Origin of the sequence: Arthrobacter pigmenti (genome assembly GCF_011927905.1) — a bacterium.
In the GTDB taxonomy this organism is placed as follows: Bacteria; Actinomycetota; Actinomycetes; order Actinomycetales; family Micrococcaceae; genus Arthrobacter_D; species Arthrobacter_D pigmenti.
In genome coordinates this window covers 2498460-2521284 of the sequence record NZ_JAATJL010000001.1, presented here as the reverse complement: position 1 = coordinate 2521284, position 22825 = coordinate 2498460, and the positions used below count along the sequence as shown (strand labels likewise).

The following is a 22825-nucleotide window of genomic DNA, read 5'->3' as shown; positions in this document are numbered from 1 at the left end:
AGCCAGCGTAACTGTCCAACGATGCCGGTTGACCTTCGAGTTGCTTGAAGCTCGATGATGGGGGACATGGATAACGACGCCGACCGGCTGATGAGTATTGGGACGTTCGCAGCTGCCACTGGTCTTACTGCAAGCGCCCTCCGGTTTTATGACGACACAGGCGTGCTGGCACCTGTTGAGGTCGATCCGCGGAACGGGTATCGGCTGTACGCAGAGGAGCAACTTGGTCGCGCTGAGCTCATATTCCTGCTGCGGGAAGCGCAGTTGCCGCTTTCGGTGATGAAGGCCGTGCTGGATGGTTCCGCGGACGAATCGAGTCTTGTACTTGGCAAGCACATGGACGAAATTTCCGCCGAGGCTCTGCGGGCGATGTCGGCCGCGCGCTCCGCACTGAACCTGTTCATAGGCGGTATATCTGGCCTGGTGGCAGTGCTACCCGGCTACGAGTTTGCGCGGGCGATCGGCCAGGTGCGTGTATCCGCCGCAGCATCAGGGCAGTTCCATACCATCGGCATCTCCACCGCCTCGCACGCGCTCAACCTGGTTGCAACGGACCGGCACCGATTGTCGTGGCGCACGTTGCGGCTCGCCTCCCCGACGGTCGAGAGCAGCACAGTGCACGTGTGCCTGGAATCCGCGCAGGAGTTGCTTCCCTGGGTGTCGGACAGGGCGGCGATAGAACTTCTTGCAGATGCCGGAGACGTGAGCGTACGTTGCATGGAGACCGGTGAACAGCGTTCCTTGGCTGTCGTAGAAGGCGATTTCCCGGACTACGGGGCGGTTGTTGATGGGCTTCCCGCTCCAGTGGCCCGGGCAGTCGTTCCGCGGCGCGAACTGCTCTCAGTTGTGGTGGATCGATCCGAAACCTGTCCGTTAAGGATCGCTGAAAATGGGATATCCGTCGGGTCAGGTGAGGGCGCGGAGCAGCTTGCGGCACTTACTTGGGGGCTGCCGCTCCGCCAATGGTTCGACATGACTCTTCTGCAGCCCGTGGTGGAGTCGGCGGTCGGACCGGACGTAGTGCTTGAGATGGCAGGCGATCATGGCCCGTTGCGGGTGCGCTCTGCGGACACCAGCGACTTGCTGAGTGTTCTGATGCCGGTGCAGCCACCCGCTATTCCCGAACGGGCATGAGCGCCAAGCCACCGAAGCTCTTCTGGCTATGGCTGGGCGGGTTGGCATGGACAAGTATCGGGACATCTATCCTGTCCTTCGGTCTGGTGTGGACTGCGGTCGGGCGGTCCGCTTTCCTGGGCGGCATCGTGTTGACGATGGTGATCATCCCGAGGGTTGTCCTCCTGCTCTTGGGCGGGTCTATAGCGGACCGTGTGGGCGCCTGGCGGGTGATGGTGCTGTCAGATTCGGTGTTAGCCCTAGTGATGGCAGGCGTCGCCGTTTTCGCTGCGGCCGGCCACAGCCCGTCCTGGCTGCTCATCACTGCTGCGCTGGTGATGGGAATCGCAGATGCCTTCTACCTGCCCGCCGCGGGCTCCGTGCCCAAGTTCATGGTCCCGGATGAGGCCCTGCAGCGCGCCATGGGAGGGCGTCAGATCGTCGGCCAACTGTCAGCCTTTGTAGGTCCGGTTGCCGGAGGGTTCCTCGTGTCGCTGGCGGGACTGGCGATTTCCTTCACCGCGGGAGCGGTTGGCTTCCTCGGGATGCTTTTCGTTCTGATGCTGTTGCGGCGCCATCTTGCAACCGCTCCAAACGCGGGCTGCAGACCAAGAATGGGGGAACATCTCGCGGCAGGATTACGCGCTATTTGGCAGCGGCCGCCGCTGGTCGCCGTCGTCGGGCTTACGACGGCGTTTGCCGCCTTCATCGTGCCGCTCACCCCTTTGCTCGTTCCGCTGCTGGGCCGCACGGAGGGCTGGACCGCAAGTCAGACGGGCCTTCTCGGGGGAGCGTATGGCGTGCCTTTGGCGATCGTGGCCGGTTGGGTGATGCTGCTGGGTGGATCTGTGCAGCCGGGACTTACGGCAGCGAAGGGGATCATCCTGGCTGGCCTCGGCGTCGTCCTCACGAGCTTGCTGCCGCATCCCGGCGCCGCTGCTGTCGGGCTGGCTCTGGCAGGGCTGGGAACGGGCATCTTCAGCACCCACATTGGCCCGGTGTTTGTCTCAGCGACACCGCATGAGTACACGGCTCGGGTTCAATCTGTCCTAATTACGGCGCAGAGTGTGCCTCTGCTTCTGGCGAACCCGGCAATCGGATTACTCGCGGCGGAACTGGGTGCCCGCCCCGTGATTGTTTTGTGGGGCCTCGGAAGCCTGGCTGCGGGGGCTGTGGCTCTCACCCTGCCGGTGTTTCGGAACATGCGACGGCATGAGCCGGTTTCTCCATGACATGGTGGACCAATGCTTCCCGACTTCAGCAGGGCCTGGAACCAAGGCCGGAACCTAGACCTCTATGAGAAGGAAAATCAGGCGATCGACCACGGCGGAACGCTTTGGCGGGCTCTTCAAAACGCCGCGCCGTGGGACGGCAAAGATCTCCTGGACCTTGGTTGCGGGACCGGATACTGGCTTCCGCATTATGCCGATGCCCGCCGGTTGTACGGTGTAGAGCCGGACCCGGAGCTGCTTGAGGCCGCAGGAAATCGCACACAGTCAGCCGAAATCCTGCACGGATCCGCTGAACATATCCCGCTGCCTGACGCTTCGGTTGACGTGATCCATGCCCGCTTTGCCTACTTCTTTCCGTCGCCGACCAACAACTGCTCGCCTGGATTGCAAGAAGCCTTGCGGGTCTTGCGTCCGGGTGGCGTGCTTGTGGTCATCGACAATGATCAGGAAATCGGCGAATTCGCTGACCTTCTTCGGGCAGGTAACGCGGCCGCTCACCAAGGGCCTGGCGAGTTCATCCGCCAATGGTGGAAAGAGCAGGGCGCCACCACCCAGCCGGTGATGAGCAGCTGGACGTTCGAATCAGCAGAGGATCTGCAGAGGGTCCTCAACATGGAATTTCCGCACGGTACCGCTCATCCCTGGATCGCGCTTCACCCCCAACGAGTCCAGCTCTCTTACGGGTACCTGTTGCATACGCTCGTGAAGAACCAGGAACCGCTGTGACTGCGAATCAAGGGCTGGCCATCTTCATCAACGGTACGGTGGGAGCGGGGAAGACAACGGCCGCCGAAGCATTGGGCCGCATGCTCGAGCACAAAGGCGTAGCTCACGCGATCATCGACCTCGACGAGATTCGCCGTGCCTGGCCTGCACCCTCGGGTGACCGTTTCAACCACGAGCTCGAACTGACCAACCTGACGTCCCTGGTGGCCAACTACGCGGCAACGGGTATCGAGACGTTCGTCCTGGCCGGAGTTCTGGAGGACGAGCGGGAAACACCTCGTTACCGGCATGCAGTCGGAGGGCGGCGGTTGCTGATCGCGCGGATCACGGCCACTGAAGCCATTCGAAAGGCACGGATAAGGGCGCGTCACAGCGAGGACCCGGAAGGAGAGGCATGGCACCTTCACCGAACCGTCGAACTGGAAAACATTCTCGAACACGAACAGCTCGACGACGTCGTCATTGACTCAACGAGCGCGACGCCGGCAGGGATTGCCGAGCAGGTTTGGAATGCAGCGCGGGCACTCAGGAGTCAGTCGGCGGAATCCAGCGGCACCCAGGCACAATAGGCTGAAGCTCATGCCCACTCATCCCTTATGGCGTCCTTACGAACAGCCCGACGACGACGCCATCCAGGCAGCGCGGGTCGAACTCAACGACCCCTCCCGGTGGAAGAAACCCGTGGTTGTATCCGAGTACGATCCCGCCTGGCCTGTCGCCTTCAATAAGGTGGCGGACAAAGTCAGTGCGATCCTCGGACCGCGCGCCGCTGTGATCGAACACGTCGGTTCAACATCGGTCTCCGAACTGGCCGCAAAACCGGTCATCGACGTCGACCTCCTCGTTGCGGACTCCGCAGACGAGGCCTCCTACCTGCCCCAGCTGGAATCAGGGGGATTCACCCTCGTGATCAGAGAGCCCGAGTGGGAGGAGCACCGGGCGCTCAAGTTGCAGGAACCGAACACCAACCTGCACGTCTTCTCGACGGACGCGATTGAACCGCAGCGACACGTGATGTTCAGGAACTGGCTACGGACGCACCCGGCTGATCGAGATGCGTACGCCAGTCTGAAGAAGAAGCTGGCGGCGGATGGTTTTGAGGACGTGATGCACTACAACAACGCCAAGGCAGCCCTGATCTACGACATCTACGAGTCGATCTTCATCGCCGATCCGCGGCATCCCCACACACCTCAAGCGCGCTGAGTCCGCTCTGCTGTGGGCAGATTAAGCGGACACGCGTCACCCTGTCCGGCTAGTGTTTGCGCATGGGTGACATCATTGCGTTCCAGCCGAAGAGACTGAACAGTGAACCGCCGCTGCGGAACGTGTTCGGTTCGATCCTCAAGGAAACCCGCCAAAAACGCGGCGAACGGCTGGTCGAAGTCGCGCAGCGTGCAGCCATCTCAACCCAGTACCTGTCGGAGATCGAACGTGGACGCAAGGATGCTTCCTCAGAAGTCTTCGCCAGTGTCGCCCGGGCCCTGGATATGACGATGTTCGACCTCACCAGCCAGGCCGCCCGTCAGCTGTACACGACCCAGCAGAGTGTCTCCGGACCGGTTTGCCTCGCGGCGTGAATCAGATACCGCGGTTCTCCACCACCTGATCCACCAATCCGTACTTAACGGCCTGTTCTGCGTTGAGGATGAGGTTGCGGTCGGTATCCTGCCTGATTGTTTCGATTGTCCTGCCGGTGTGCCGGGCCAGGAGCTCCTCGAGGACCACCTTCACCCTTGAGACCTCCTCTGCGTTGAGGATGAGGTCCGGAACGGTTCCGCGACCGGGTTCGACGCTGGGCTGGTGCAGTACCACGCGGGCACGCGGCAGGATGGAGCGCTGGCCAGGTGCACCGCAGGCCAGCAGCACCGCTGCGGTGAAGGCGGCCTGGCCAATGCAGACGGTCCGAATGGGTGATCGCACGTACTGCACGGCATCGTAAATACCCAGCATCGCTTCGATCGAGCCGCCGGGGGAGTTGATGTAGAGATCGATCGGGACATCCGGTGACTGCGATTCGAGGTGAATCAGCTGGGCGATGAGACTGTTGGCCACGCCGTCGTCAACTGGTGTTCCCAGATAGATGATGCGCTCCGTCAACAGGCTGCTGTAGATGTCCAAGGTCTGCCGGGAACCGTCGCCTGCCCGCGTAGTGACGTACGGGATGGTGTAGGTGCTCATCGCGAACCGCCCAGGCTCACGCTGACCGGCTTGTCCGGTCGGATGTCGTCGAGGTTCTCCAGGATGTGGTCCACGAACCCGTACTCCCTTGCTTCACCGGCCGTGAACCATCTGTCACGCAGCGAGTCGGCGGCGATCCTCTCAACCGGCTGGCCGGTATCGGCGGCGATGAGTGAGAGCACGGTGTCGCGGGTATGCCGCAGGTCGGCAGCCTGGATCTCGATGTCCGTTGCAGTTCCGCCAATTCCGCCGGAACCCTGATGCAACAGGATCCGTGAATGCTTGAGGGCATACCGCTTGCCGGGGCTTCCGGCGCTGAGGAGGAACTGCCCGGCACTGGCGGCCCAGCCGACGGCCAGTGTGGAAACGTCATTCGGAATGAGTTGCATGATGTCCCGGATGGCCAGCATGGCGGGTACCGATCCACCCGGAGAGTTGATCCACAGGCTGATGTCGCGCCGCGAATCTTCCGCCGACAGCAGGAGCAACTGGGTGCAGAGCCGGTTGCCGCCTTCCTGATCCAACTCGTCGCCGAGGAGAAGGATCCGGTGCCTCATCAATTGCTGGGACAGTGTGGTGTCGAAAGCCTGGAAGCCGTCCGGTTGAGAGTTCATGGTGCCAGCCTGTCCGTCGCTGGAAAGGTCTGCAATGGTGTGCGTCCCAGGGCAGATCTGCCGTCAGCAGATCGAGCAACTTGCACGCGGTGCAAACTTGCACGTAGTGTAATAACGTGACTCAGCAAGCAACCAGCCGCCGCGAGCAGAACAAGCTCGACACCCGGCGGGCCATCGCCCAGGCAGCCCTTGACCTGGCGCGCAAACACGGCATGGGCAACTTCACCGCAGAGCAGATCGCCGAGCAGGCAAACGTTTCCCGGCGCACGTTCTTCAACTACTTCCATAGCGCCGAGGACGCGCTGATCGTCTCAACCGAGTCCTTCCTCGACCAGGCGGTGGCCGAGTTCGCCGCCCGGCCCAAGGATGAACCGCTTCTCGATGCGATGATCGCCACCCTCTCGGCAACCACCAAGGTTGAGAACCTGCAGGACTGCGGGGACCTCTTCCGGATGGCCGCAGGCAACCCGGACCTCCTCGGCACCCATCTCCTCGCCTGGGAGCGGGCCGAAGCGCGGATCATCAGCGCCGTCGAAGAACGCCTGAACGGGCAGGCGTCCCTCCTCTACATTCACGCGCTTGTGGGCTCGGTGCTTTCCTGTGCCAAGGCCGCCATGCGCGAGTGGGCCGCCGGCGAAGACACAGACGCCGAGACCCTCGAAAGCCACATCGTCACCGCGCTCTCCATGCTGCGTGACGGTTTCTCTCACCCAACGCTCTAACCCAGGACGCACAACACCATGGCCTTCCTCCTGTACCGACTCGGTTCCTTCGCCTACCGCCGCCGCTGGTGGGTGGTCTCCGCGTGGCTCGCCATCATGGTTGCCGTCGGCGGATCCGCCGTAGCCTTCTCCGGCGCGCTGAGCAACAACTTCACTATTCCCGGCACCGAATCCCAGCGGGTCCTGAACCAGCTGAAGGAAGACATGCCGGAGGCAGTTGGCGGCATGGGCACCATCGTGTTCCAGAACTCGGACGGCGAATTCACCCAAGAACAGCGCGAAGCAGTGAGTTCAGCGCTCGACGACGTCGCCTCCCTCGACGGCGTGGAAAACGTCGTCGACCCCTTCGTCACTGCCCAGGAACTCACCGACAGCCGCGCTGAACTACAGACCGGCCGTGAAGAGCTGAAAGCCGGTGCCCAGGAGCTCAGCGACGGCGCCGCCCAGCTCGACGCCGCGCAGGCCCAGCTCGATGCGCAACGCGCCCAGTTCGAGGCGTCCAAGGGCCTGTTGCCTGCGCCGCAGGTCGACGCGACGGTAGCCCAGCTTGATGCCGCCCAGGCGGAGATCGACGCCCAACGTCAGCAACTCGACGAGGGCCAGGCCGAGCTCGACGCCGCCCGCACCGAACTCGAGCGCGGCGAACGTCTCCTCGAAGCGTCCTCAGGAATCCAGTTCGTCTCCGAGGACAGCACCACCGCCGTAGCCAGCGTCCAGTTCATCTCCGCCGTCGACGCGGTCACGCCGGAGACCCGCGAAGCCGTCCAGGAAGCTGCAGGAGCCGCGACGGACGCGGGACTCAACGTCGAGTACAGCAAGGAAATTGTCCAGGACATCTCTGAAATCTTCGGCCCCGCAGAGGTCATCGGCCTCCTCGTCGCGGCCATCGTCCTGATCGTGATGCTCGGCACACTGGTCGCAGCGGGACTTCCGCTACTGATGGCGATCGTCGGCGTCGGAGTGGGAGTCGGCATCACCTTCGCGCTCACCGGCGTCATCCAGATGAGCTCCATCTCCCCAGTGCTCGCGCTCATGCTGGGTCTCGCCGTCGGAATCGACTACTCCCTCTTTATCGTCAACCGGCACCGCACCCAACTCCTGCGGGGAATGCCGCTTCAGGAATCAATCGCCCGCGCTACCGGGACCGCTGGAAACGCCGTGCTGTTCGCAGGGATCACGGTCATCATTGCGCTCGCCGCGCTCGCCGTCCCGGGCCTGCCGTTCCTCACTATCCTCGGCCTGTCCGCCGCAGGCACAGTCGCCGCCGCCGTTCTTGTCGCACTCACCCTCACGCCCGCGCTCCTCGGATTCATGGGCCGGAAGGTCATCTCGAAGCGACGGTGGGCGAAGGCCGGTACGGCAACATCCACAGCTGAAGTAGAGGAGCACACCGCCGATGACAAGGCCGTCGCAGGAAGTGGCTGGGGCGGCGTCGTCACGCGCAAGCCGATCCTCACGGTGCTCGCCGGTGTCGCCGCGCTCGCGGTCCTCGCCCTTCCGGCGCTGGAACTCCGTGTCGGACTGCCCGACGGCGGGTCCGAACCGGCCGATTCCACCGGCTACCAGGCGTACACCCTGGTCGGTGAGAAGTTCGGCGAGGGGACCAACGGTCCCCTCCTGGCGGTCGGTGAGCTTCCAGCAATTGACGACGACGGCGACCGCACCGACCTACAGCTTGACGTCGCCGACCGCCTGACCGAGATCGACGACGTCGTCACCGCGGTCCCCGCAGGCATCAGCGACGACGGACGCACCGCCATCTACCAGGTCATCCCCGAGGAAGGCCCGGCCAGCGAAAGCACCGAACAACTCGTCCGCGATCTTCGTGCCGAAGCGGGCTCCATCGAGGACGCCACCGGCGTCACCGTGTCGGTGACCGGACAGACCGCCGCGAACATCGACGTCTCCGCCAAGCTAATGGAGGCCATGCCGCTCTACCTGGGCATCGTCGTCGGGCTGTCCCTGATCCTGCTGCTGCTGGTATTCCGCTCCATCCTGGTGCCGCTGATCGCCACCGCGGGCTTCCTGCTCTCGCTGCTGGCCAGCTTCGGCGCCACCGTGGCCATCTACCAGTGGGGTTGGCTGGGCGACTTCTTCAGCGTCACCAATCCGGGTCCGATCCTGAGCTTCCTTCCCATCATCCTGATCGGTGTTCTCTTCGGACTCGCGATGGACTACCAGATGTTCCTCGTCTCGGGCATGCGCGAGTCCTTCGTCCACGGCCGCCCCGCCAGGGAAGCCGTGCGCGTGGGGTTCAGCCACGGTGCCCGGGTGGTGACCGCGGCGGCCATCATCATGGTCTCGGTGTTTGCCGGGTTCGTGTTCTCGCACCTGACGATGGTCCGGCCCATCGGTTTCGGGCTCGCGTTCGGCGTGCTGCTCGACGCCTTCGTAGTTCGCATGACCCTCATCCCGGCGGCCATGCACCTGCTCGGCCGCTCCGCCTGGTGGCTGCCAAAGTGGCTGGACCGCATCCTTCCGGATGTCGACGTCGAGGGTGCCCGCTTGGAGCGAAAAACTGACGACGACGGCGCAGGCCAGGTCGCGGCGTCGGAACCGGTTCACGTGGGCAAGTGAGGCGTCTCGCATCGTGAGATGAATGCGGAGGGTCCGTTCCCGGATCCCTACGATTGACCGGTTAGTTTTCCCCACAAAGGACTCAAAACCGTGAATCTTTTCCGCACCAAGTCGATCGAACAATCGATCGCCGACTCAGGTGAAAAGGGCCGCACACTCAAGCGGTCACTGAGCACCTGGGACCTCATGATCATGGGCGTTGCCGTTGCAGTCGGCGCCGGTATCTTCTCCGTCGGCGCCCAGGCGGCCGCCTTCAACGCGGGCCCGGCGGTCACCATCTCGTTTGTGCTGGCGGCCATCACCTGCGCCCTGGCGATCATGTGCTACGCCGAGTTCGCAACGGCAATCCCGGTCGCGGGCAGCGCCTACGTCTTCACCTATGCGACCATGGGCGAGCTGCTCGCCTGGATCATCGGCTGGAACCTGATCCTTGAGCTGCTGATGGCCGGTGCCGTCATCGCGAAGTTCTGGGGGGTCTACCTCAGCGACCTCTTTGCCGTTCTCAACGTTGACGTACCCTCGCAGATCAACGTCCTCGGCATCACGGTCTATTGGGGGCCTCTGATCATCGTTGCCATCTTCACGCTGATCCTGGTCCTTGGCACCAAGCTTTCCGCACGCGTGAACAACGTCTTCACGATCATCAAGATCGTGATCGTGCTGTTCGTCATCGTGGTTGGCTTCTTCTACATCAACGGTGAGAACTACACGCCGTTCGTCCCGGCATCCGAGCCTCCGGTCGCGGTCGAGGGCGGATGGGCAACGCAGCCCTTCCTATCCTTCCTGAGCGGGGCCAATCCTGCCGTTTACGGTTTCACCGGAATCATCTCCGGCGCCGCCCTGGTTTTCTTCGCCTTCATCGGGTTCGACGTCGTCGCCACCTCGGCTGAAGAGGTGAAGAACCCGCAGAAGACCCTTCCCCGCGGTATCTTCGGCGGCCTTGCACTGGTGACCGTTCTCTACATCCTCGTGACCGTCGCGATCACCGGCATGGTGTCCTACCGCGACCTGGCGGCATCCGAATCGCCGTCCCTTGCAACCGCGTTCCAGCTTGTCGGCGCGGATTGGGCAGCCGGCGTCATCTCGGTGGGAAGCCTCATCGGCCTGACAACGGTCATCATGGTCCTGCTCATGGGCCTGGCGCGCGTAGTCTTCGCGATGAGCCGCGACGGACTGATGCCGCGTGCACTGAGCCGTACTTCGGAGAAGCGGAGCACCCCGGCACGCACGCAGGTCCTGTGCGGCGTCGTCGTTGCTTTGTTGGCTGGTTTCACCGAGGTGGACCTGCTGGCAGAGATGATCAACATCGGTACGCTTTCGGCGTTCGTGACCGTCAGCATCGGAATCCTCATCCTGCGCAGGAAGCGGCCGGACCTGAAGCCGTCCTTCCGGGTGCCGTTCGGCAAGGTCATCCCGATCCTGTCGGCGGTGCTCTGCACGTACCTGATGTTCAACCTCGCGACGATCACGTGGGTGTTCTTCGGAATCTGGCTGTTGATCGGGTTTGCGATCTACTTCGCCTACGGACGCACCCACTCGCGGCTTGCCAAGGCTCCGGCTGACCTGGAGGCCGGAGAGCCCGAGCGGGTCACGAGTTAGCGCGTCACAACTCCCCCACACTCGCTTCGCTCGTGCGGGTACCCCTCGTTTCTAGCTTCGGTCCGGAGGGCGTCGCCATTCCGGCGGTAGTATTCAAGCCATGGCGCGCCCTCCGAAACCGGAACGAAAAACCGAGCTTCTCGACCAGATTGTCGAGCACCTGCTCGACAAGACGTTCGCCAGCCTGAGCTTTCGCACCCTCGCGGACGGACTTGGAATCAGCAGTTACGTGTTGGTGTACCACTTCGGGAACCGTGAGGAACTGGTCAACGAGATCGTTCGGCACATCGAAGCCCGCCATGACACGTTGAAACCAATAAACCCGGAGAACTTCACTCCCGAGGATTACCGGAAATGGATCCTCGATTCCTGGAACTGGCTGCTGGTGGACCGGAACCGGAACCTGCAACGGCTTGAGTTCGAGGCGGCGGTGCAGGACGCCGCGAGCCCGTCACCGCGGGGCAGCGCCACCAAGAAGTATGAGTACTGGCACTCATTCACATCGGACTGGCTGGTGAACCAGGGCCTGCCGCGTGAACGTGCCGAGCCGGCCGCAAGGGTCTTCACCTCGAGTCTCTACGGCCTGCAGTACGATTACGTGCTCAACCAGGACCGCAAGGCCGTGGAGCAGGCGCTCGACCTGCTGATCGAGCTGTTTTTCCAGGCGCTGCATCTGGCGCTGGATCGCGAGGCCGCCGCATCGAGCGGGCAGAAATAACGGGTTCTCCGCGGAGAGAACGTAATTAGCCCCCGGTCGTTTTGGTCACCCGCATCGAGCGGGCTGAGGACGGGGTTCTAGGCGAAACGTGGTCGCCAGCGCCCGCTCGATGGTGTGGCGTGGTCGATCCACAACGCAGGAAGGGCGGGCCCAAACGGACCCGCCCTTCCTCGTGCGCTAATGCGTTGGTGCCTTAGAACTTGTTCGCTGCCTCAGCGCGGGTGTCCGCACTGCCGCCGCCGTTACCGAGGTTGGCGCGAAGCTTCGCACCCAGATCGGCGTCGACGTTGGTCCAGTACTGGATGGCGCGCTCGCGGATGTCCGCGATGGTCACGCCGCTCACAGCACCGGTGATGGTGTCGAGGAAGCGGGCCTTCTCGGCGTCGTTGTAGACCTCGCGGTACAGCGTGCCGGCCTGACCGAAGTCATCATCCTCGGTGTGGAGGGTGTGCGCGGCGCGGATGAGGTCGCCGTCGTTCTCCCAGCCGCCCTCGGGGCCGGTCAGTGCCGGATCCGCCGCAGGTCCGCCCACCGAGTTCGGAGCGTAGACCGGGGTCTGCGGCGAGTTGAAGAAGAAGCGCGATGCGCCGTCCTTCGAGTAGTTCCGCACCTCATTCTTCGGGGCGTTCACAGGAAGCTGTGCGTGGTTTGTTCCCACGCGGTAGCGGTGCGCATCCGCGTAGGAGAAGATGCGCGCCTGCAGCATGCGGTCCGGCGAAGCGGCGATACCGGGTACGAAGTTCGACGGCGCGAAGGTTGCCTGCTCGATCTGCGCGAAGTAGTTCTCCGGGTTGCGGTTCAGGGTCAGCTTGCCGACGGGGATCAGCGGGTAATCCGCGTGCGGCCACACCTTGGTGAGGTCGAACGGGTTGAACCGGTAGTTCTTCGCGTCCTCGTACGGCATGACCTGGACCTTGAGGTCCCAGCTGGGGAAGTTGCCCTGCTCGATGTTCTCGTAGAGGTCGCGGATGTGGTGGTCGGCGTCGGAACCGGCCAGCGTTTCTGCCTCGTCAGTCGAAAGGGTCTCGTGGCCCTGGTTGGACTTGAAGTGGTACTTGACCCAGAACTTCTCGCCGGCCTCGTTGATCCACTGGTAGGTGTGCGAGCCGTAACCGTTCATGGTGCGCCACGAGGCGGGCAGGCCGCGGTCGCCCATCAGCCAGGTCACCTGGTGCGCCGACTCGGGGGAAAGGGTCCAGAAGTCCCACTGCATGTCAGCGTCCCGCAGGTTGGAGCCGGGGAGGCGCTTCTGCGAGTGGATGAAGTCGGGGAACTTGATGCCGTCGCGGATGAAGAACACGGGGGTGTTGTTTCCGACGAGGTCATAGTTGCCCTCGGTGGTGTAGAACTTCAGGGCGAAACCGCGGGGGTCGCGCCAGGTGTCGGGGGAGCCCTGCTCACCGGCGACGGAGGAGAAGCGCAGCAGCGTCTCGGTCTTCACACCGGTCTGGAACAGAGCGGCCTTGGTGTACCTGCTGACGTCCTCGGTGGCCTCGAAGACGCCGAACGCGCCGCCGCCCTTGGCATGGACAACACGCTCCGGAACGCGCTCGCGGTTGAACTGTGCAAGCTTCTCGACGAGGTAGTGGTCGGTCAGCGGGATGGCGCCGTCGCGGCCCAGCGCCGAGGAATTGCTGTCGTCAACGACCGGTGCACCCGATTGGGTGGTGCTGAAGTTGGCAGTCATTGTTCTCCTTCTTTTCAGTGATTTTCAATTAGTTCGGGAAGTTCAAGGGACGCCTCACGGCAGTTGTTGCACAGACCCTGGTACACCACGTCGGCAATCTGGATGGTCATCTGTTCGGAGCCCGGGGACCAGTGCGGGGTGAGACAGGGTGCATGCCCGACGGCGCAATCCACGTCTTCGATCCGGCCGCACCCTGTGCAGACGGCGTGGTGATGGTTGTCGTTGACCCGCGTCTCGTAACGCGCGGGTGAGTGCGGCGGTTCAATCCGGCGGAGCAGACCGCTCACAGTGAGGTCCGCGAGCACTACGTACACCGACTGGACCGTGATGTCCGCGAGCTCGGCGCGGACGGCCGTGACGACGTCGTCGGCCGTTGCATGCGGTGAATGCTCGACGGCGGCGAGCACCGCCAGGCGCTGCTTCGTCACCCTCCGCCCGGCGGCGCGCAGGGACGCGGTCCAGACGCCTTCCCGTGCGGTCTGTTCGGTCATGGGGTTAGTCAACCACCTATTCTGAGTAATTCATAATAAGCCACGCCTAACCGTCTAGGCTTGGGAAGAAGCAGGATTCATCGACTCTCCCCAAATGGTGCTTCTCAGCACCGATCCTGCAGTGAAGAGGACCATTTGGGGAGAATCGATGCCGGAAGTGGAGGGGATTGTGCGCAAAGCGCCGTGGGTAACTGTGCGCCAAGAGAGTGTCGCGGACTGCACGGCGATCATGCGATCGGTGGGGCAGGGCGAGCAGCCGATCGTCCTCGTTCATGGCATTGGCGTCTCCGCGCGCTACTTCGAACCTCTCGCCGCCGAGCTCGCGCGAACCAGTACCGTGTACGCGATCGAGTTGCCCGGGTTCGGCGGGACGCCAGGCCCACGCCGCGCGCTCTCCGTCCCTGAACTGGGCGAGATCGTACTGGCCGTGCTGCGTAAACTCGAGCTTGCCGCCGTCGTACTGGTTGGCCATTCGATGGGCTGTCAAGTGGCGGCCGAGACGGCAGCCCGCGCGCCGGAGCTGGTCAGCAAGCTGGTACTGCTTGGGCCAACAGTGAATGATCGGGAACGGTCCATCGGCAAGCAGGCGCTGCGGCTGGCGCAGGACACCCTGCGTGAATCGCCCAAGGTGAACTGGGTGGTGTTCACGGATTACCTGCGCTCGATGATCCCCTACCTGAAGACACTTCCGACGATGATGAACCACCGGCTCGAGGACACGCTGCTCCACGTGTCCTCCCCTGTGGTTCTGATGCGCGGCGGGCGGGATCCCATTGTCCCCGCCGACTGGCTGGGACGACTCGCCGAAGCGAACGGCCATGCCGCTGTTATCGAGCTCGACGGCGCGCCACACGTGCTGATGTACCACCGGCCCGCTGAGACCGCACAAGGTTTCCTCGCCGGAGACGCGCATGAAACTGCTTAGGCGCGGCTGGGAGTGGGTGCTCGACTACGCCTACGTTGCCTACTGGCAGGTTCGTGGATTCATCTTTCGGGGCGACGCGGAGCGCCAGCTGACGGGGGAGCGGGCGCCCGTGATCCTGCTCCCCGGCATCTACGAGCCATGGCAGTTCATGCACCCGATCGCCAATCATCTGCACAGCCAGGGGCATCCCGTGCATGCCGTCACAGCCCTCGGCTACAACCGCGGCACGGTCCCGGCGATGGCCGATTTGGTGTCGCAATACCTGGTGGAGCGGAACCTGCACGACATCGTTCTCGTGGCGCACAGTAAGGGCGGGCTGATTGGGAAATACGTGATGACCTTGCCGGACTCCGCCCAGCGCGTCCACCAGCTGATCGCCGTAAACTCGCCTTTCTCCGGATCCATCTACGCGATGTTCGCGCTGATTCCCAGCCTGCGGGCATTCTCGCCGAGGAACCGGACGCTGAATGCCCTGCGCGCGAACCTCGCCGTGAATTCACGCATCACTTCGATTTACGGAACGTTCGACCCGCACATTCCCGGCGGCAGCGAGCTGATCGGCGCGACGAACATCCAGCTGGACGCAATGGGCCACTTCAAGATCCTGGGCGATTCACGACTCCTTGACGCGATCGACGGCGCCATCACGGCTCACGAGCCGAGCGCGGCTGAGTGATCCTTCAGTAACGACTCCGCGTTCGCTTCGCTCGCTCGGGTACCCGCGTTCCTAGCGCGTCGGAACTTCCCCGAACTCGCTTCGCTCGTCCGGGTACCCCTCGTTCCTCAGCTGGGGCCGATGCGCTTGGCGATTACGACGGCGTCTGCCGGACTTGAGAGCCACGGCTCACCATGACCGGTCAACACCTTCTCCGCGGGGAGCGCGGCGAGCCGGTCGAGAGAATCGAGCGCCTGGGGTGAATTCGCCGTAGCTGCACCGGACACAATCTGCGGACCTTTGATACCGGTGTACGGATTGAGGGTGACCAGCGCGTCGCCGCAGATGAGTGCTCGCCGCTCGGGAAAATGTAACGCGATGTGGCCGGCAGTATGCCCCGGGACGTGGATGATGTCCGGGGTGCCGGGCAGATTTGTTGCGATGCCAGGGGAGAGGGGCAGTGTGTCTGCAACGCCACGCACGTTCAGCGCGCCCGCCATCTTCATGCGGCCGATAATCGGGAGACTCCGGGGATTCTGCAGTACGACTGCAACACGGTTCAACTCATGCTTGTAACGGTAGGGATGGGCGGCGATGTATGCATCGTCGGGATGGACCAGGATCGGCACCCGGTAGTGGGACCGGATCCGCGCTGCCACACCCACGTGGTCGAAGTGGCCGTGGGTAAGCACCAGTGCAACCACCGATTTCTCGAACCCCAACTCCCGCAGTGCGCGCTGGATTTTCGGCCAGATGGCGGGGAGTCCGGCGTCGACAATCATCACGCGGCCGTCCTGCTCCACGAAGTAGACATTGACATGGGCGTGTTCGAGCCAGTGGATTCCCTCGGAAACTTCACACGTAAGCATGGCGGTTCCTTCACCTCGGATGCTTGCAACCCTAGTAGTCCGCGACGCGAAAGTCAGCAGGCTGATCATCCCGGCTTGTTGCCGGAGGTAACGGCTAGAATTGGCCGGTGCCCAAACTCCTCGCCGACATCACGCCGCTGAAGGAGAGCCCGGCATTCCGCAGGCTGTACTTCGGTACAGCTTTGTCCGCGGTTGGCACCAACCTGACGCTGGTCGCCGTCAGCCTGCAGGTGTATGAGATCACCGGTTCAAGCCTGAACGTCGGCCTGATCGGACTGTTCGCGCTGATACCACTCGTGTTCGCCGGTCTCTATGGCGGCGCAGTTGCTGATGCACACGACCGGCGGAAGGTCGCACTGCTTTCAGGCTTGGGGCTATGGGGCTCCACAATCGGGATCGCCGTGCAGGCCTGGATGGGTGCCGACAACGTATGGGTGCTCTACATCCTGATCGCCGTACACAGCGGCTTCGCTGGGATCAACCAGCCCACACGCACCGCCATCATTCCCCGGATTGTCCGGCCCGAACTCCTGCCCGCAGCCAACGCCCTGTCGATGATCACGTTCGGCCTTGCCTTCACCGTCGGGCCGATGCTCGCGGGCCTGCTCATCGCCCAGGTGGGCTACGGCTGGACCTACACAATCGACGTCGTCACCTTCACCGCCGCGCTGTGGGCGCTATTCCGTCTACCGGCCATGCCGCCCGAGGGGCCGGTGCGACGCGCGGGACTGGCCACCGTCGTCGAAGGCTTCCGTTATCTCGGGACCCGTCCGAATATCCGGATGACCTTCATCATTGACCTGGTCGCGATGATCATGGCGCAACCGCGTGTGCTCCTTCCCGCCGTTGGTGCGGTGTTCATTGGTGGTGGCGAACTCACCGTGGGCATCCTGCTGGCCGCGACCGCCATGGGTGCCGTCCTGTCTGGGCTCTTTTCCGGTCCGCTCGGGCATATCCATAAGCAGGGCAAAGCGGTTCAGTGGTCAGTCGCGGCGTGGGGTGCCTCGGTCAGCGGGTTTGGGTTCGTGGTCATCATGGCCGGCTCCTCGCCGGACGGCGGCATGACGCCGTGGATTATTCCGGCGGCGCTCTGCATGTTTCTGGCAGGCGTCTCGGATTCGATCAGCGGCGTCTTCCGCAGCACCATCCTGCAATCGGCAACCCCGGACGCGATGCGGGGACGTTTGCAGGGAGTGTTCATCGTTGTCGTCGCCGGCGGTCCAAAGGTGGGTGAGCTACTCGGCGGCGGCTCCGCGGAGTGGATCGGGGAAGGCTGGACGGCGCTGATTGGCGGAATCCTGTGCATCCTGCTGGTGCTGGTCCTCGCATGTCTTCAGCCGCGATTCGGCCAATACGATTCGCGCAATCCGGAACCGTAGCTTCTGTCGGTGGCGCCGGACATACTGGTCCAATGACCCAGGTATCTTCACAACAAGTGCTCGACGCCGGACTCAACGATTGGCGGCAGCTCGCCCAAGGGCTGCACGCGCGGTTTCTCACCGGTAATTTCTCGGCCGGCCTGAGATTCGTCGAGGCGGTTGCCGAGGCTGCGGAAGCCGCCAACCACCACCCGGACGTCACGCTGACCTACCCGTATGTGGATCTACAGCTCATCAGCCACGACGTTTCTGCCGTTACCAAGCGTGACGTTGACCTAGCCCGCGCTATCAGCGACATCGCCCGGGAACAGCAGATCGAGGCGAAGCCCGAGGCGCTGGCTCAACTCGAGTTGGCCCTCGATACTGCCCAGCTGGCGGCAGCGGGCCGCTTCTGGGCTGCCCTGCTGACCGGCGATGCCGACGCCGTTAAAGGTGACGACGTCGCCGATCCGAACGGACGCGTTCCGTTGCTCTGGTTTCAGCACACCGAGGCGCACGAGACGCCGCGTCAACGGTTCCACATCGACCTCTGGGTGCCGCACGACGTCGCGGAGCAACGCATCCAGGCGGCGGTCGCAGCGGGCGGCACAGTCGTGGACGCCGAGCAGGCGCCATCGTTCGTTGTGCTGGCCGACGGCGAGGGCAACCGGGTTTGTGTCTGCACAGTGCTCGATCGTTGACGCCGCGCGGAACAGCGCGCTACCCAGGCCCGTTGTACGGGTAGTCAGTCAACAAGGAGCACAGGTGCACAACCACTTCAACGGGGCCAAGACGGCCCTGCTATTCGGTTCCCTGATGGGAATCTTCCTTATCTTCGGCGCCGTGATCGCGTCCATGACGCGGAGCTCTGCGTTCATCTGGATCTTCGCGCTGATCGGTGTGGGCTCGATCGCCTACAGCTACTGGAACAGTGACAAGCTCGCCATTCGCAGCATGAAGGCCGTGCCCGTCACGGAGCAGCAGGCGCCGGTGATGTACCGGATTGTCCGCGAACTGAGCGCCAAGGCGGGCAAACCGATGCCCCGCCTCTACATTTCGCCCACCATGGCGCCCAACGCGTTTGCCACCGGCCGCAATCCCGAGAACGCGGCCGTGTGCTGCACCCAGGGCATCCTGCGGATCCTGGATGAGCGGGAGCTGCGTGGCGTGCTCGGCCACGAGCTGATGCACGTCTACAACCGCGACATCCTTACCGGATCCATTGCGGCGGCCGTTGCCGGCGTGATCACGTCCGTGGCGCAGATGTTCGCGTTCATCGGGGTCTTCGGCGGCAATCGCAACTCCGGCGGAAACCCCATCGCGGCGATCCTGCTGGCAATTCTCGCGCCCATCGCCGCGGGTTTAATTCAGATGGCAATCGGGCGTACCCGCGAGTACGACGCCGATGAAGACGGCGCCCGCCTCACCGGCGACCCGCTGGCCCTCGCCTCGGCACTGCGGAAGCTCGAGCGCGGCACCCAGCAGGCGCCGCTGCCGCAGAACCAGCAGCTGGTGAACACCTCACACCTGATGATCGCGAACCCGTTCAAGGGCGGCGGTGTGCAGAAGCTCTTCGCGTCCCACCCGCCCATGGCGCAGCGCATCACACGCCTCGAGGGTATGGCGGGACGCGAGCTCCGCTAGGTTCCCCGTTTACCCAGCGAGTGATTCAAGCCAATTACGACGACGGCGACGCTCCCTCGGAAGGGGGCGTCGCCGTCGTCGTTGGTTGGGTGCAATCCCTAGCGCATGAGATGTGCGTAGGCTTAGGTCGTGTCTGTTAATTGTGGACGCGGTGGAAGGTGACAATCGCGGTGAGTAGGACGCCGCCGAGGAACGTGGTTGCGTATTTGTCGTAGCGGGTAGCGATTCCACGCCAGTGTTTGAGGCGGTTGAAGCCGCGTTCGACGGTGTTGCGTTCCTTGTAGGTCGCGGGGTCGAAGGCTGGTGGCCTGCCGCCGGCTGAGCCTTTGGCTTTGCGTCGTTCAATCTGGTCGGAGCGTTCCGGGATGGTGTGCCTGATCCGACGGGAACGCAGTTCGCTGCGGGTAGAGGGATGAGAGTAAGCCTTATCGGCCAGCAGCCGGAACCGGGTGCCGTCCTGGATCTTGTGGGCTTCCAGCAGCGGCAACAGTTGTGGGTTGTCTCCGGCTTGGCCGGGTGTGAGCAGCATCGTGACCGGTGCACATGCCCGGTCGGTGAGGGCATGGATCTTGGTGGTCAGCCCGCCTCTGGAGCGCCCGATCGCGTGATCAGCTGGCTCGTTGGGCAGAAACTTGTAACTCGACATTGCCCCCTGTGTGGCCCGGATCGACCTTCAGGTTGGGTGCTCCGGCGGCATGCTGATGCGCCCGGACACTGGTGGAATCCACCGAAAGCAGTGACTCCAGCTCGAGGTCATTACCCTTAGTGGATTCCTTCACGGCGGCGAACATCCGCTCATAGGAACCGTCGGCTGACCAGCGTCGGTGCCGCTCCCAGACTGATTGCCAGGCACCAAACTCGGCTGGTAGATCCCGCCACGGCGACCCCGTGCGGAACCGCCAGCAGATACCCTCCAACGTCACCCGGTGATCATTCCACGGCCGACCTCGTCGACCCGGCGCCGTCCGCAGGACAGGCTCGATAACCGACCACAACTCATCTGAAACCACATTCGAACGAACCATCCATCCAGCTTGGAACAACACAACCCGGATATTTAGCAGACACGCCCTAGGCAGATGGGGTACTCAAGTGCGTATGCAATCACATTCGATTCGCTGATGAAGGACGTTCAGAATCTCGATGAACTCCATCCCGCGCCCAAAGGGACTCCGGGGAGGCCACTGGGAGACACGGGGCCGTTGTTGCGGTCGATGGTCGTACTGCTGCACACGGCTTGGGAGAACTACGTGGAGCAGGTAGCTCTCGAGGGGCTGGAATTTCTCTTGCGTGAGATCGGTGAGGATCATTCGAAGCTGCCGCACGCTTTAAGGCAGAAGGTCGCGACGGCGAAAAATCCCTGGGATTTGGCCGGGAGTGCCTGGAAAACGAAAGCCCGGGAAGTTGTACTGCGCGAAGCTGACACTTTGAACACGCCCAATGTCGAAAAGACCGAGAAGCTCCTTGAACTGGCTCTCGGACTATCCAACGGGCTTCATCAAATAAGCTGGCAGAAGATGAGCGAGGTCAATGTTGTGGCTAACGTAGATGAATTCGTTCAAGACATCCGGGGCGAGATAGTTCACAAGGGTACGACCCCTGGGACGCTCAACAAAGCCGGTGTAGCTTCGTGGACCTCCTTCTTTCGGAATCTGACGAAGAGGTTGGATAAAGAGATTGCAGCCCACCTGCAAGAGCGGGTAGGGAAAAGCCCTTGGTAAGTCCTGCATTGTCCTCTGTGCTTTTGAAGACCTCTTAGTCGGTCACCCCTTCTGTAACTGGTGACCACCGGCCTTCGTTCTTTCACGCGGCAGCAGTTAGCCACGTACGACGACGGCGACGCTCCCTCGGAAGGGGGCGTCGCCGTCGTCGTCGGTTGGGTGTAGTCCCTAGCGCATGTTGACGAACTGCAGATCTGCCTCGTCGAAGTTCTTCAGCAGGGCCATCGTGGCCTGAAGGTCATCACGTGACTTGGAGCTGACCCGGAGCTCATCGCCTTGGATCTGCGATTTGACGCCCTTGGGCGCTTCGTCGCGGATGAGCTTGTTGATCTTCTTGGCGATGTCCTGGGCGATGCCCTCCTTGATGGAGGTTTCGAGGCGGAACTCCTTGCCGGAGGCGTAGGGCTCACCGGTGTCGAGGGACTTAAGGGAGATGCCGCGCTTGATCATCTTGGACTGTAGGACGTCGAGGACCGCGAGGACGCGTTCCTCGGAGTTGGCCTTCATGAGGATTTTCTCGTCCCCGCTGAAATCGACCTCAGCGCCGACGCCCTTGAAGTCGTAGCGCTGGGCGATTTCCTTCTGTGCCTGATTCAGCGCGTTGGCGACTTCCTGCTTGTCTACCTTGCTAACGACGTCGAATGTGGATTCGCTGGCCATCGTTGCCTCCTTCTGGTTGGTTTTTTTCCTGCTTCTACCCTAATTCACAGCTTCGGGACAGGGCGCTCCCATTCGCGGATGAAACTGTAAGAGCTCAAGCCAGTTCTCAGGAGGAATTCTTGTCCGCGCACCACCGCAGCTACCGTGTCCGTCTTCGAAATGCTGTCGCAGGGTCGTTGATTGCGGCCGCATCGCTGACCGGGGTAGGGGTGGCGCCGTCGGTCGCTGCGTCGCCCACCGTCATGCGCCCGCAGGGATCGGACCCTTCGTCAGCCGACCGCCTGGCAGGTGTCCGCGCAGACCTGAAGAACGCCGTCGGAATGGGAATGGTCACCACCGAGCAGGCCCAGCGCTTCTACGCGCAGATCGAGCGGCGGGTGGCGTCCGGGCGCTAGAAATCCGCGGCGCTGAGCGCGATTCGATTCTGGGCGGGATGTTCTGTAAAGTTGTTTTGCCTGCGGATCGGCGATTCGCAGGTTGTCTTCTTGGAAGACGTTCGGCAGATTACCCGAGCGGCCAAAGGGGGCTGACTGTAAATCAGCTGGCACAGCCTACGGGGGTTCGAATCCCTCATCTGCCACTCGCCACTAAGGCCCGTACTTCCCGGAAATCCGGGGGAGTGCGGGCCTTTCGCATTGCCTGAATAGCGATCGCCTGGTTCTCTTCAGCGGCGCGATAAGGCCGAATCGACGCGTTTCGGCTCGGCGCCCCAGTCGTTGCGGTGTCATGGGGCCGCAACGCTACGAGAGAACCGAAACGCGTCCTGAAACGCCCCGGCGTTGTACCAACTAACCTCGCGCTGAGCGAACAGGACGCGACATCGGCGCCGATTCTCGTTAGCGTGAAGATATGGCAACTATTGACATCACCGAGGCAACCTTCCCCGAGACCATTGAGACGAACGACATTGTATTCGTTGATTTCTGGGCGGAATGGTGCGGCCCGTGCAAGCAGTTTGCTCCCGTGTACGACGCCGTGTCCCAGCAGCACGACGACGTCACCTTCGCCAAGGTGGACACCGAAGCCGAGCAGTCGCTCGCCGCGGCAGCAGGCATCACCTCGATACCCACTTTGATGGCTTTCCGCGAGAAGGTCCTGGTCTTCTCACAGCCGGGTGCGCTGAACAACAACCAGTTCACTGAGCTGGTGGACGCCGTGAAGGCGCTGGACATGAACGAAGTTCACGCCCAGGTGGCTGAGCAGCAGGCCAAGGCACAGTCCGGTGGCGCGCCGGCTCAGGACGGGCAAAACCCCGCCTAACAAAGCTTCATCGCGAAGGCTCCGGCTCCCATGCTCAACGGGAGTCGGAGCCTTTGTGCGTTTAAGGGGCGCC

24 protein-coding genes, 1 tRNA gene and 1 pseudogene are annotated in these 22825 nt (G+C 62.9%); 19 read left to right on the top strand and 7 right to left on the bottom strand.

The features are described from left to right. Nucleotides 1–66: 66 nt before the first annotated feature. The 6 genes from BJ994_RS11740 to BJ994_RS11715 all read left to right on the top strand — a co-directional run bounded on the left by BJ994_RS11740 (nucleotide 67) and on the right by BJ994_RS11715 (nucleotide 4651). Nucleotides 67–1134 (top strand): DNA polymerase III subunit beta family protein, encoded by a 1068-nt coding sequence (locus BJ994_RS11740; protein WP_167994335.1) that lies wholly within the window; start codon nucleotides 67–69, stop codon nucleotides 1132–1134. Further along, a complete protein-coding gene (locus BJ994_RS11735; RefSeq protein WP_167994333.1) occupies nucleotides 1131–2345 on the top strand; it encodes an MFS transporter in 1215 nt (404 codons plus the stop codon). The genes BJ994_RS11740 and BJ994_RS11735 overlap by 4 nt, the downstream gene beginning before the upstream one ends. 12 nt (nucleotides 2346–2357) lie before the next feature. Then, complete coding sequence (locus BJ994_RS11730; protein ID WP_167994331.1) at nucleotides 2358–3071, top strand: class I SAM-dependent methyltransferase; 714 nt, start codon at nucleotides 2358–2360, stop codon at nucleotides 3069–3071. Continuing rightward, nucleotides 3068–3640: an AAA family ATPase gene (locus tag BJ994_RS11725; RefSeq protein ID WP_342450360.1), complete on the top strand. Its 573-nt coding sequence runs from the start codon at nucleotides 3068–3070 to the stop codon at nucleotides 3638–3640. The genes BJ994_RS11730 and BJ994_RS11725 overlap by 4 nt, the downstream gene beginning before the upstream one ends. Before the next feature lie 10 nt (nucleotides 3641–3650). Next, nucleotides 3651–4277, top strand: coding sequence for a GrpB family protein (locus BJ994_RS11720; RefSeq protein WP_167994329.1), 627 nt, complete (start codon nucleotides 3651–3653; stop codon nucleotides 4275–4277). Between the two features lie 62 nt (nucleotides 4278–4339). Further along, the gene (locus BJ994_RS11715) at nucleotides 4340–4651 is read left to right on the top strand and encodes a helix-turn-helix domain-containing protein (protein WP_167994327.1); all 312 of its coding nucleotides are present in this window, start codon (nucleotides 4340–4342) and stop codon (nucleotides 4649–4651) included. A gap of 1 nt (nucleotide 4652) precedes the next feature. On the opposite strand, the gene BJ994_RS11710 is transcribed toward BJ994_RS11715, so the two are convergent. Both BJ994_RS11710 and BJ994_RS11705 read right to left on the bottom strand, forming a co-directional pair. Then, nucleotides 4653–5252: a ClpP family protease gene (locus BJ994_RS11710; protein WP_167994325.1), complete on the bottom strand. Its 600-nt coding sequence runs from the start codon at nucleotides 5250–5252 to the stop codon at nucleotides 4653–4655. Beyond that, nucleotides 5249–5866, bottom strand: a complete 618-nt coding sequence (locus BJ994_RS11705; RefSeq protein ID WP_167994322.1) for a ClpP family protease — start codon at nucleotides 5864–5866, stop codon at nucleotides 5249–5251. The genes BJ994_RS11710 and BJ994_RS11705 overlap by 4 nt, the downstream gene beginning before the upstream one ends. A gap of 116 nt (nucleotides 5867–5982) precedes the next feature. Between BJ994_RS11705 and BJ994_RS18430 the strand changes: the two genes are divergently transcribed. The 4 genes from BJ994_RS18430 (at nucleotide 5983) to BJ994_RS11685 (ending at nucleotide 11482) form a co-directional block, all read left to right on the top strand. Further along, nucleotides 5983–6588 (top strand): TetR family transcriptional regulator, encoded by a 606-nt coding sequence (locus BJ994_RS18430; RefSeq protein WP_167994320.1) that lies wholly within the window; start codon nucleotides 5983–5985, stop codon nucleotides 6586–6588. Nucleotides 6589–6606: 18 nt separating this feature from the next. Then, nucleotides 6607–9165 (top strand): MMPL family transporter, encoded by a 2559-nt coding sequence (locus tag BJ994_RS11695; protein WP_167994318.1) that lies wholly within the window; start codon nucleotides 6607–6609, stop codon nucleotides 9163–9165. A 90-nt stretch (nucleotides 9166–9255) separates the two neighbouring features. Further along, the gene (locus BJ994_RS11690) at nucleotides 9256–10764 is read left to right on the top strand and encodes an amino acid permease (protein WP_167994316.1); all 1509 of its coding nucleotides are present in this window, start codon (nucleotides 9256–9258) and stop codon (nucleotides 10762–10764) included. A gap of 100 nt (nucleotides 10765–10864) precedes the next feature. Further along, entirely contained in the window at nucleotides 10865–11482 is a 618-nt protein-coding gene (locus BJ994_RS11685) for a TetR/AcrR family transcriptional regulator (protein WP_167994314.1), read from the top strand. 193 nt (nucleotides 11483–11675) lie between these two features. Here the strand turns inward: BJ994_RS11685 and BJ994_RS11680 are convergent, their stop codons facing one another. Next, nucleotides 11676–13169 (bottom strand): catalase, encoded by a 1494-nt coding sequence (locus BJ994_RS11680; RefSeq protein WP_167994312.1) that lies wholly within the window; start codon nucleotides 13167–13169, stop codon nucleotides 11676–11678. A 14-nt stretch (nucleotides 13170–13183) separates the two neighbouring features. Continuing rightward, nucleotides 13184–13660, bottom strand: coding sequence for a Fur family transcriptional regulator (locus BJ994_RS11675; RefSeq protein WP_167994310.1), 477 nt, complete (start codon nucleotides 13658–13660; stop codon nucleotides 13184–13186). 94 nt (nucleotides 13661–13754) lie between these two features. Here BJ994_RS11675 and BJ994_RS11670 point away from each other — a divergent pair, with 94 nt between their 5' ends. Further along, nucleotides 13755–14585, top strand: a complete 831-nt coding sequence (locus BJ994_RS11670; RefSeq protein WP_167994308.1) for an alpha/beta fold hydrolase — start codon at nucleotides 13755–13757, stop codon at nucleotides 14583–14585. Next, nucleotides 14572–15261, top strand: coding sequence for an esterase/lipase family protein (locus BJ994_RS11665; protein WP_167994306.1), 690 nt, complete (start codon nucleotides 14572–14574; stop codon nucleotides 15259–15261). The genes BJ994_RS11670 and BJ994_RS11665 overlap by 14 nt, the downstream gene beginning before the upstream one ends. A gap of 107 nt (nucleotides 15262–15368) precedes the next feature. On the opposite strand, the gene BJ994_RS11660 is transcribed toward BJ994_RS11665, so the two are convergent. Then, nucleotides 15369–16109, bottom strand: coding sequence for an MBL fold metallo-hydrolase (locus BJ994_RS11660; protein WP_167994304.1), 741 nt, complete (start codon nucleotides 16107–16109; stop codon nucleotides 15369–15371). A 107-nt stretch (nucleotides 16110–16216) separates the two neighbouring features. Here BJ994_RS11660 and BJ994_RS11655 point away from each other — a divergent pair, with 107 nt between their 5' ends. The 3 genes from BJ994_RS11655 (at nucleotide 16217) to htpX (ending at nucleotide 19111) form a co-directional block, all read left to right on the top strand. Further along, complete coding sequence (locus BJ994_RS11655; RefSeq protein ID WP_167994302.1) at nucleotides 16217–17488, top strand: MFS transporter; 1272 nt, start codon at nucleotides 16217–16219, stop codon at nucleotides 17486–17488. A 32-nt stretch (nucleotides 17489–17520) separates the two neighbouring features. Then, nucleotides 17521–18168 carry a 4a-hydroxytetrahydrobiopterin dehydratase gene (locus BJ994_RS11650; protein WP_167994300.1) on the top strand — a complete coding sequence of 216 codons (648 nt, stop codon included), beginning with the start codon at nucleotides 17521–17523 and terminating at the stop codon, nucleotides 18166–18168. A 64-nt stretch (nucleotides 18169–18232) separates the two neighbouring features. Then, nucleotides 18233–19111 (top strand): zinc metalloprotease HtpX, encoded by an 879-nt coding sequence (htpX, locus tag BJ994_RS11645; protein WP_167994298.1) that lies wholly within the window; start codon nucleotides 18233–18235, stop codon nucleotides 19109–19111. Between the two features lie 136 nt (nucleotides 19112–19247). Here the strand turns inward: htpX and BJ994_RS11640 are convergent. Further along, nucleotides 19248–20136: pseudogene (locus tag BJ994_RS11640) on the bottom strand (IS5 family transposase). 96 nt (nucleotides 20137–20232) lie between these two features. Between BJ994_RS11640 and BJ994_RS11635 the strand changes: the two are divergent. Further along, on the top strand, nucleotides 20233–20832 hold the full coding sequence (locus BJ994_RS11635) for a HEPN domain-containing protein (protein ID WP_167994296.1): 600 nt from the start codon (nucleotides 20233–20235) through the stop codon (nucleotides 20830–20832). 168 nt (nucleotides 20833–21000) lie between these two features. Here the strand turns inward: BJ994_RS11635 and BJ994_RS11630 are convergent, their stop codons facing one another. Further along, a complete protein-coding gene (locus BJ994_RS11630) occupies nucleotides 21001–21492 on the bottom strand; it encodes a YajQ family cyclic di-GMP-binding protein (RefSeq protein WP_167994294.1) in 492 nt (163 codons plus the stop codon). 119 nt (nucleotides 21493–21611) lie between these two features. Here BJ994_RS11630 and BJ994_RS11625 point away from each other — a divergent pair, with 119 nt between their 5' ends. From BJ994_RS11625 to trxA, 3 genes are all read left to right on the top strand, one after another. After that, nucleotides 21612–21887, top strand: a complete 276-nt coding sequence (locus BJ994_RS11625; protein WP_167994292.1) for a hypothetical protein — start codon at nucleotides 21612–21614, stop codon at nucleotides 21885–21887. Nucleotides 21888–21990: 103 nt separating this feature from the next. Beyond that, nucleotides 21991–22072 (top strand) — tRNA-Tyr (locus tag BJ994_RS11620). A gap of 269 nt (nucleotides 22073–22341) precedes the next feature. Then, nucleotides 22342–22752, top strand: coding sequence for a thioredoxin (gene trxA, locus BJ994_RS11615; RefSeq protein WP_167994290.1), 411 nt, complete (start codon nucleotides 22342–22344; stop codon nucleotides 22750–22752). Nucleotides 22753–22825: the final 73 nt, after the last annotated feature.

Coding starts and splice junctions, on each gene's coding strand:
- trxA (WP_167994290.1), top strand. CDS start 22,342: ATGGCAACTATTGACATCACCGAGGCAACCTTCCCCGAGACCATTGAG.
- BJ994_RS11695 (WP_167994318.1), top strand. CDS start 6,607: ATGGCCTTCCTCCTGTACCGACTCGGTTCCTTCGCCTACCGCCGCCGC.
- BJ994_RS11675 (WP_167994310.1), bottom strand. CDS start 13,660: ATGACCGAACAGACCGCACGGGAAGGCGTCTGGACCGCGTCCCTGCGC.
- BJ994_RS11650 (WP_167994300.1), top strand. CDS start 17,521: ATGACCCAGGTATCTTCACAACAAGTGCTCGACGCCGGACTCAACGAT.
- BJ994_RS11705 (WP_167994322.1), bottom strand. CDS start 5,866: ATGAACTCTCAACCGGACGGCTTCCAGGCTTTCGACACCACACTGTCC.
- BJ994_RS11740 (WP_167994335.1), top strand. CDS start 67: ATGGATAACGACGCCGACCGGCTGATGAGTATTGGGACGTTCGCAGCT.
- BJ994_RS11710 (WP_167994325.1), bottom strand. CDS start 5,252: ATGAGCACCTACACCATCCCGTACGTCACTACGCGGGCAGGCGACGGT.
- BJ994_RS11730 (WP_167994331.1), top strand. CDS start 2,358: ATGCTTCCCGACTTCAGCAGGGCCTGGAACCAAGGCCGGAACCTAGAC.
- BJ994_RS11660 (WP_167994304.1), bottom strand. CDS start 16,109: ATGCTTACGTGTGAAGTTTCCGAGGGAATCCACTGGCTCGAACACGCC.
- BJ994_RS11665 (WP_167994306.1), top strand. CDS start 14,572: ATGAAACTGCTTAGGCGCGGCTGGGAGTGGGTGCTCGACTACGCCTAC.
- BJ994_RS11685 (WP_167994314.1), top strand. CDS start 10,865: ATGGCGCGCCCTCCGAAACCGGAACGAAAAACCGAGCTTCTCGACCAG.
- BJ994_RS11735 (WP_167994333.1), top strand. CDS start 1,131: ATGAGCGCCAAGCCACCGAAGCTCTTCTGGCTATGGCTGGGCGGGTTG.
- BJ994_RS11680 (WP_167994312.1), bottom strand. CDS start 13,169: ATGACTGCCAACTTCAGCACCACCCAATCGGGTGCACCGGTCGTTGAC.
- BJ994_RS11670 (WP_167994308.1), top strand. CDS start 13,755: ATGGTGCTTCTCAGCACCGATCCTGCAGTGAAGAGGACCATTTGGGGA.
- BJ994_RS11720 (WP_167994329.1), top strand. CDS start 3,651: ATGCCCACTCATCCCTTATGGCGTCCTTACGAACAGCCCGACGACGAC.
- BJ994_RS11715 (WP_167994327.1), top strand. CDS start 4,340: ATGGGTGACATCATTGCGTTCCAGCCGAAGAGACTGAACAGTGAACCG.
- BJ994_RS11630 (WP_167994294.1), bottom strand. CDS start 21,492: ATGGCCAGCGAATCCACATTCGACGTCGTTAGCAAGGTAGACAAGCAG.
- BJ994_RS11635 (WP_167994296.1), top strand. CDS start 20,233: ATGAAGGACGTTCAGAATCTCGATGAACTCCATCCCGCGCCCAAAGGG.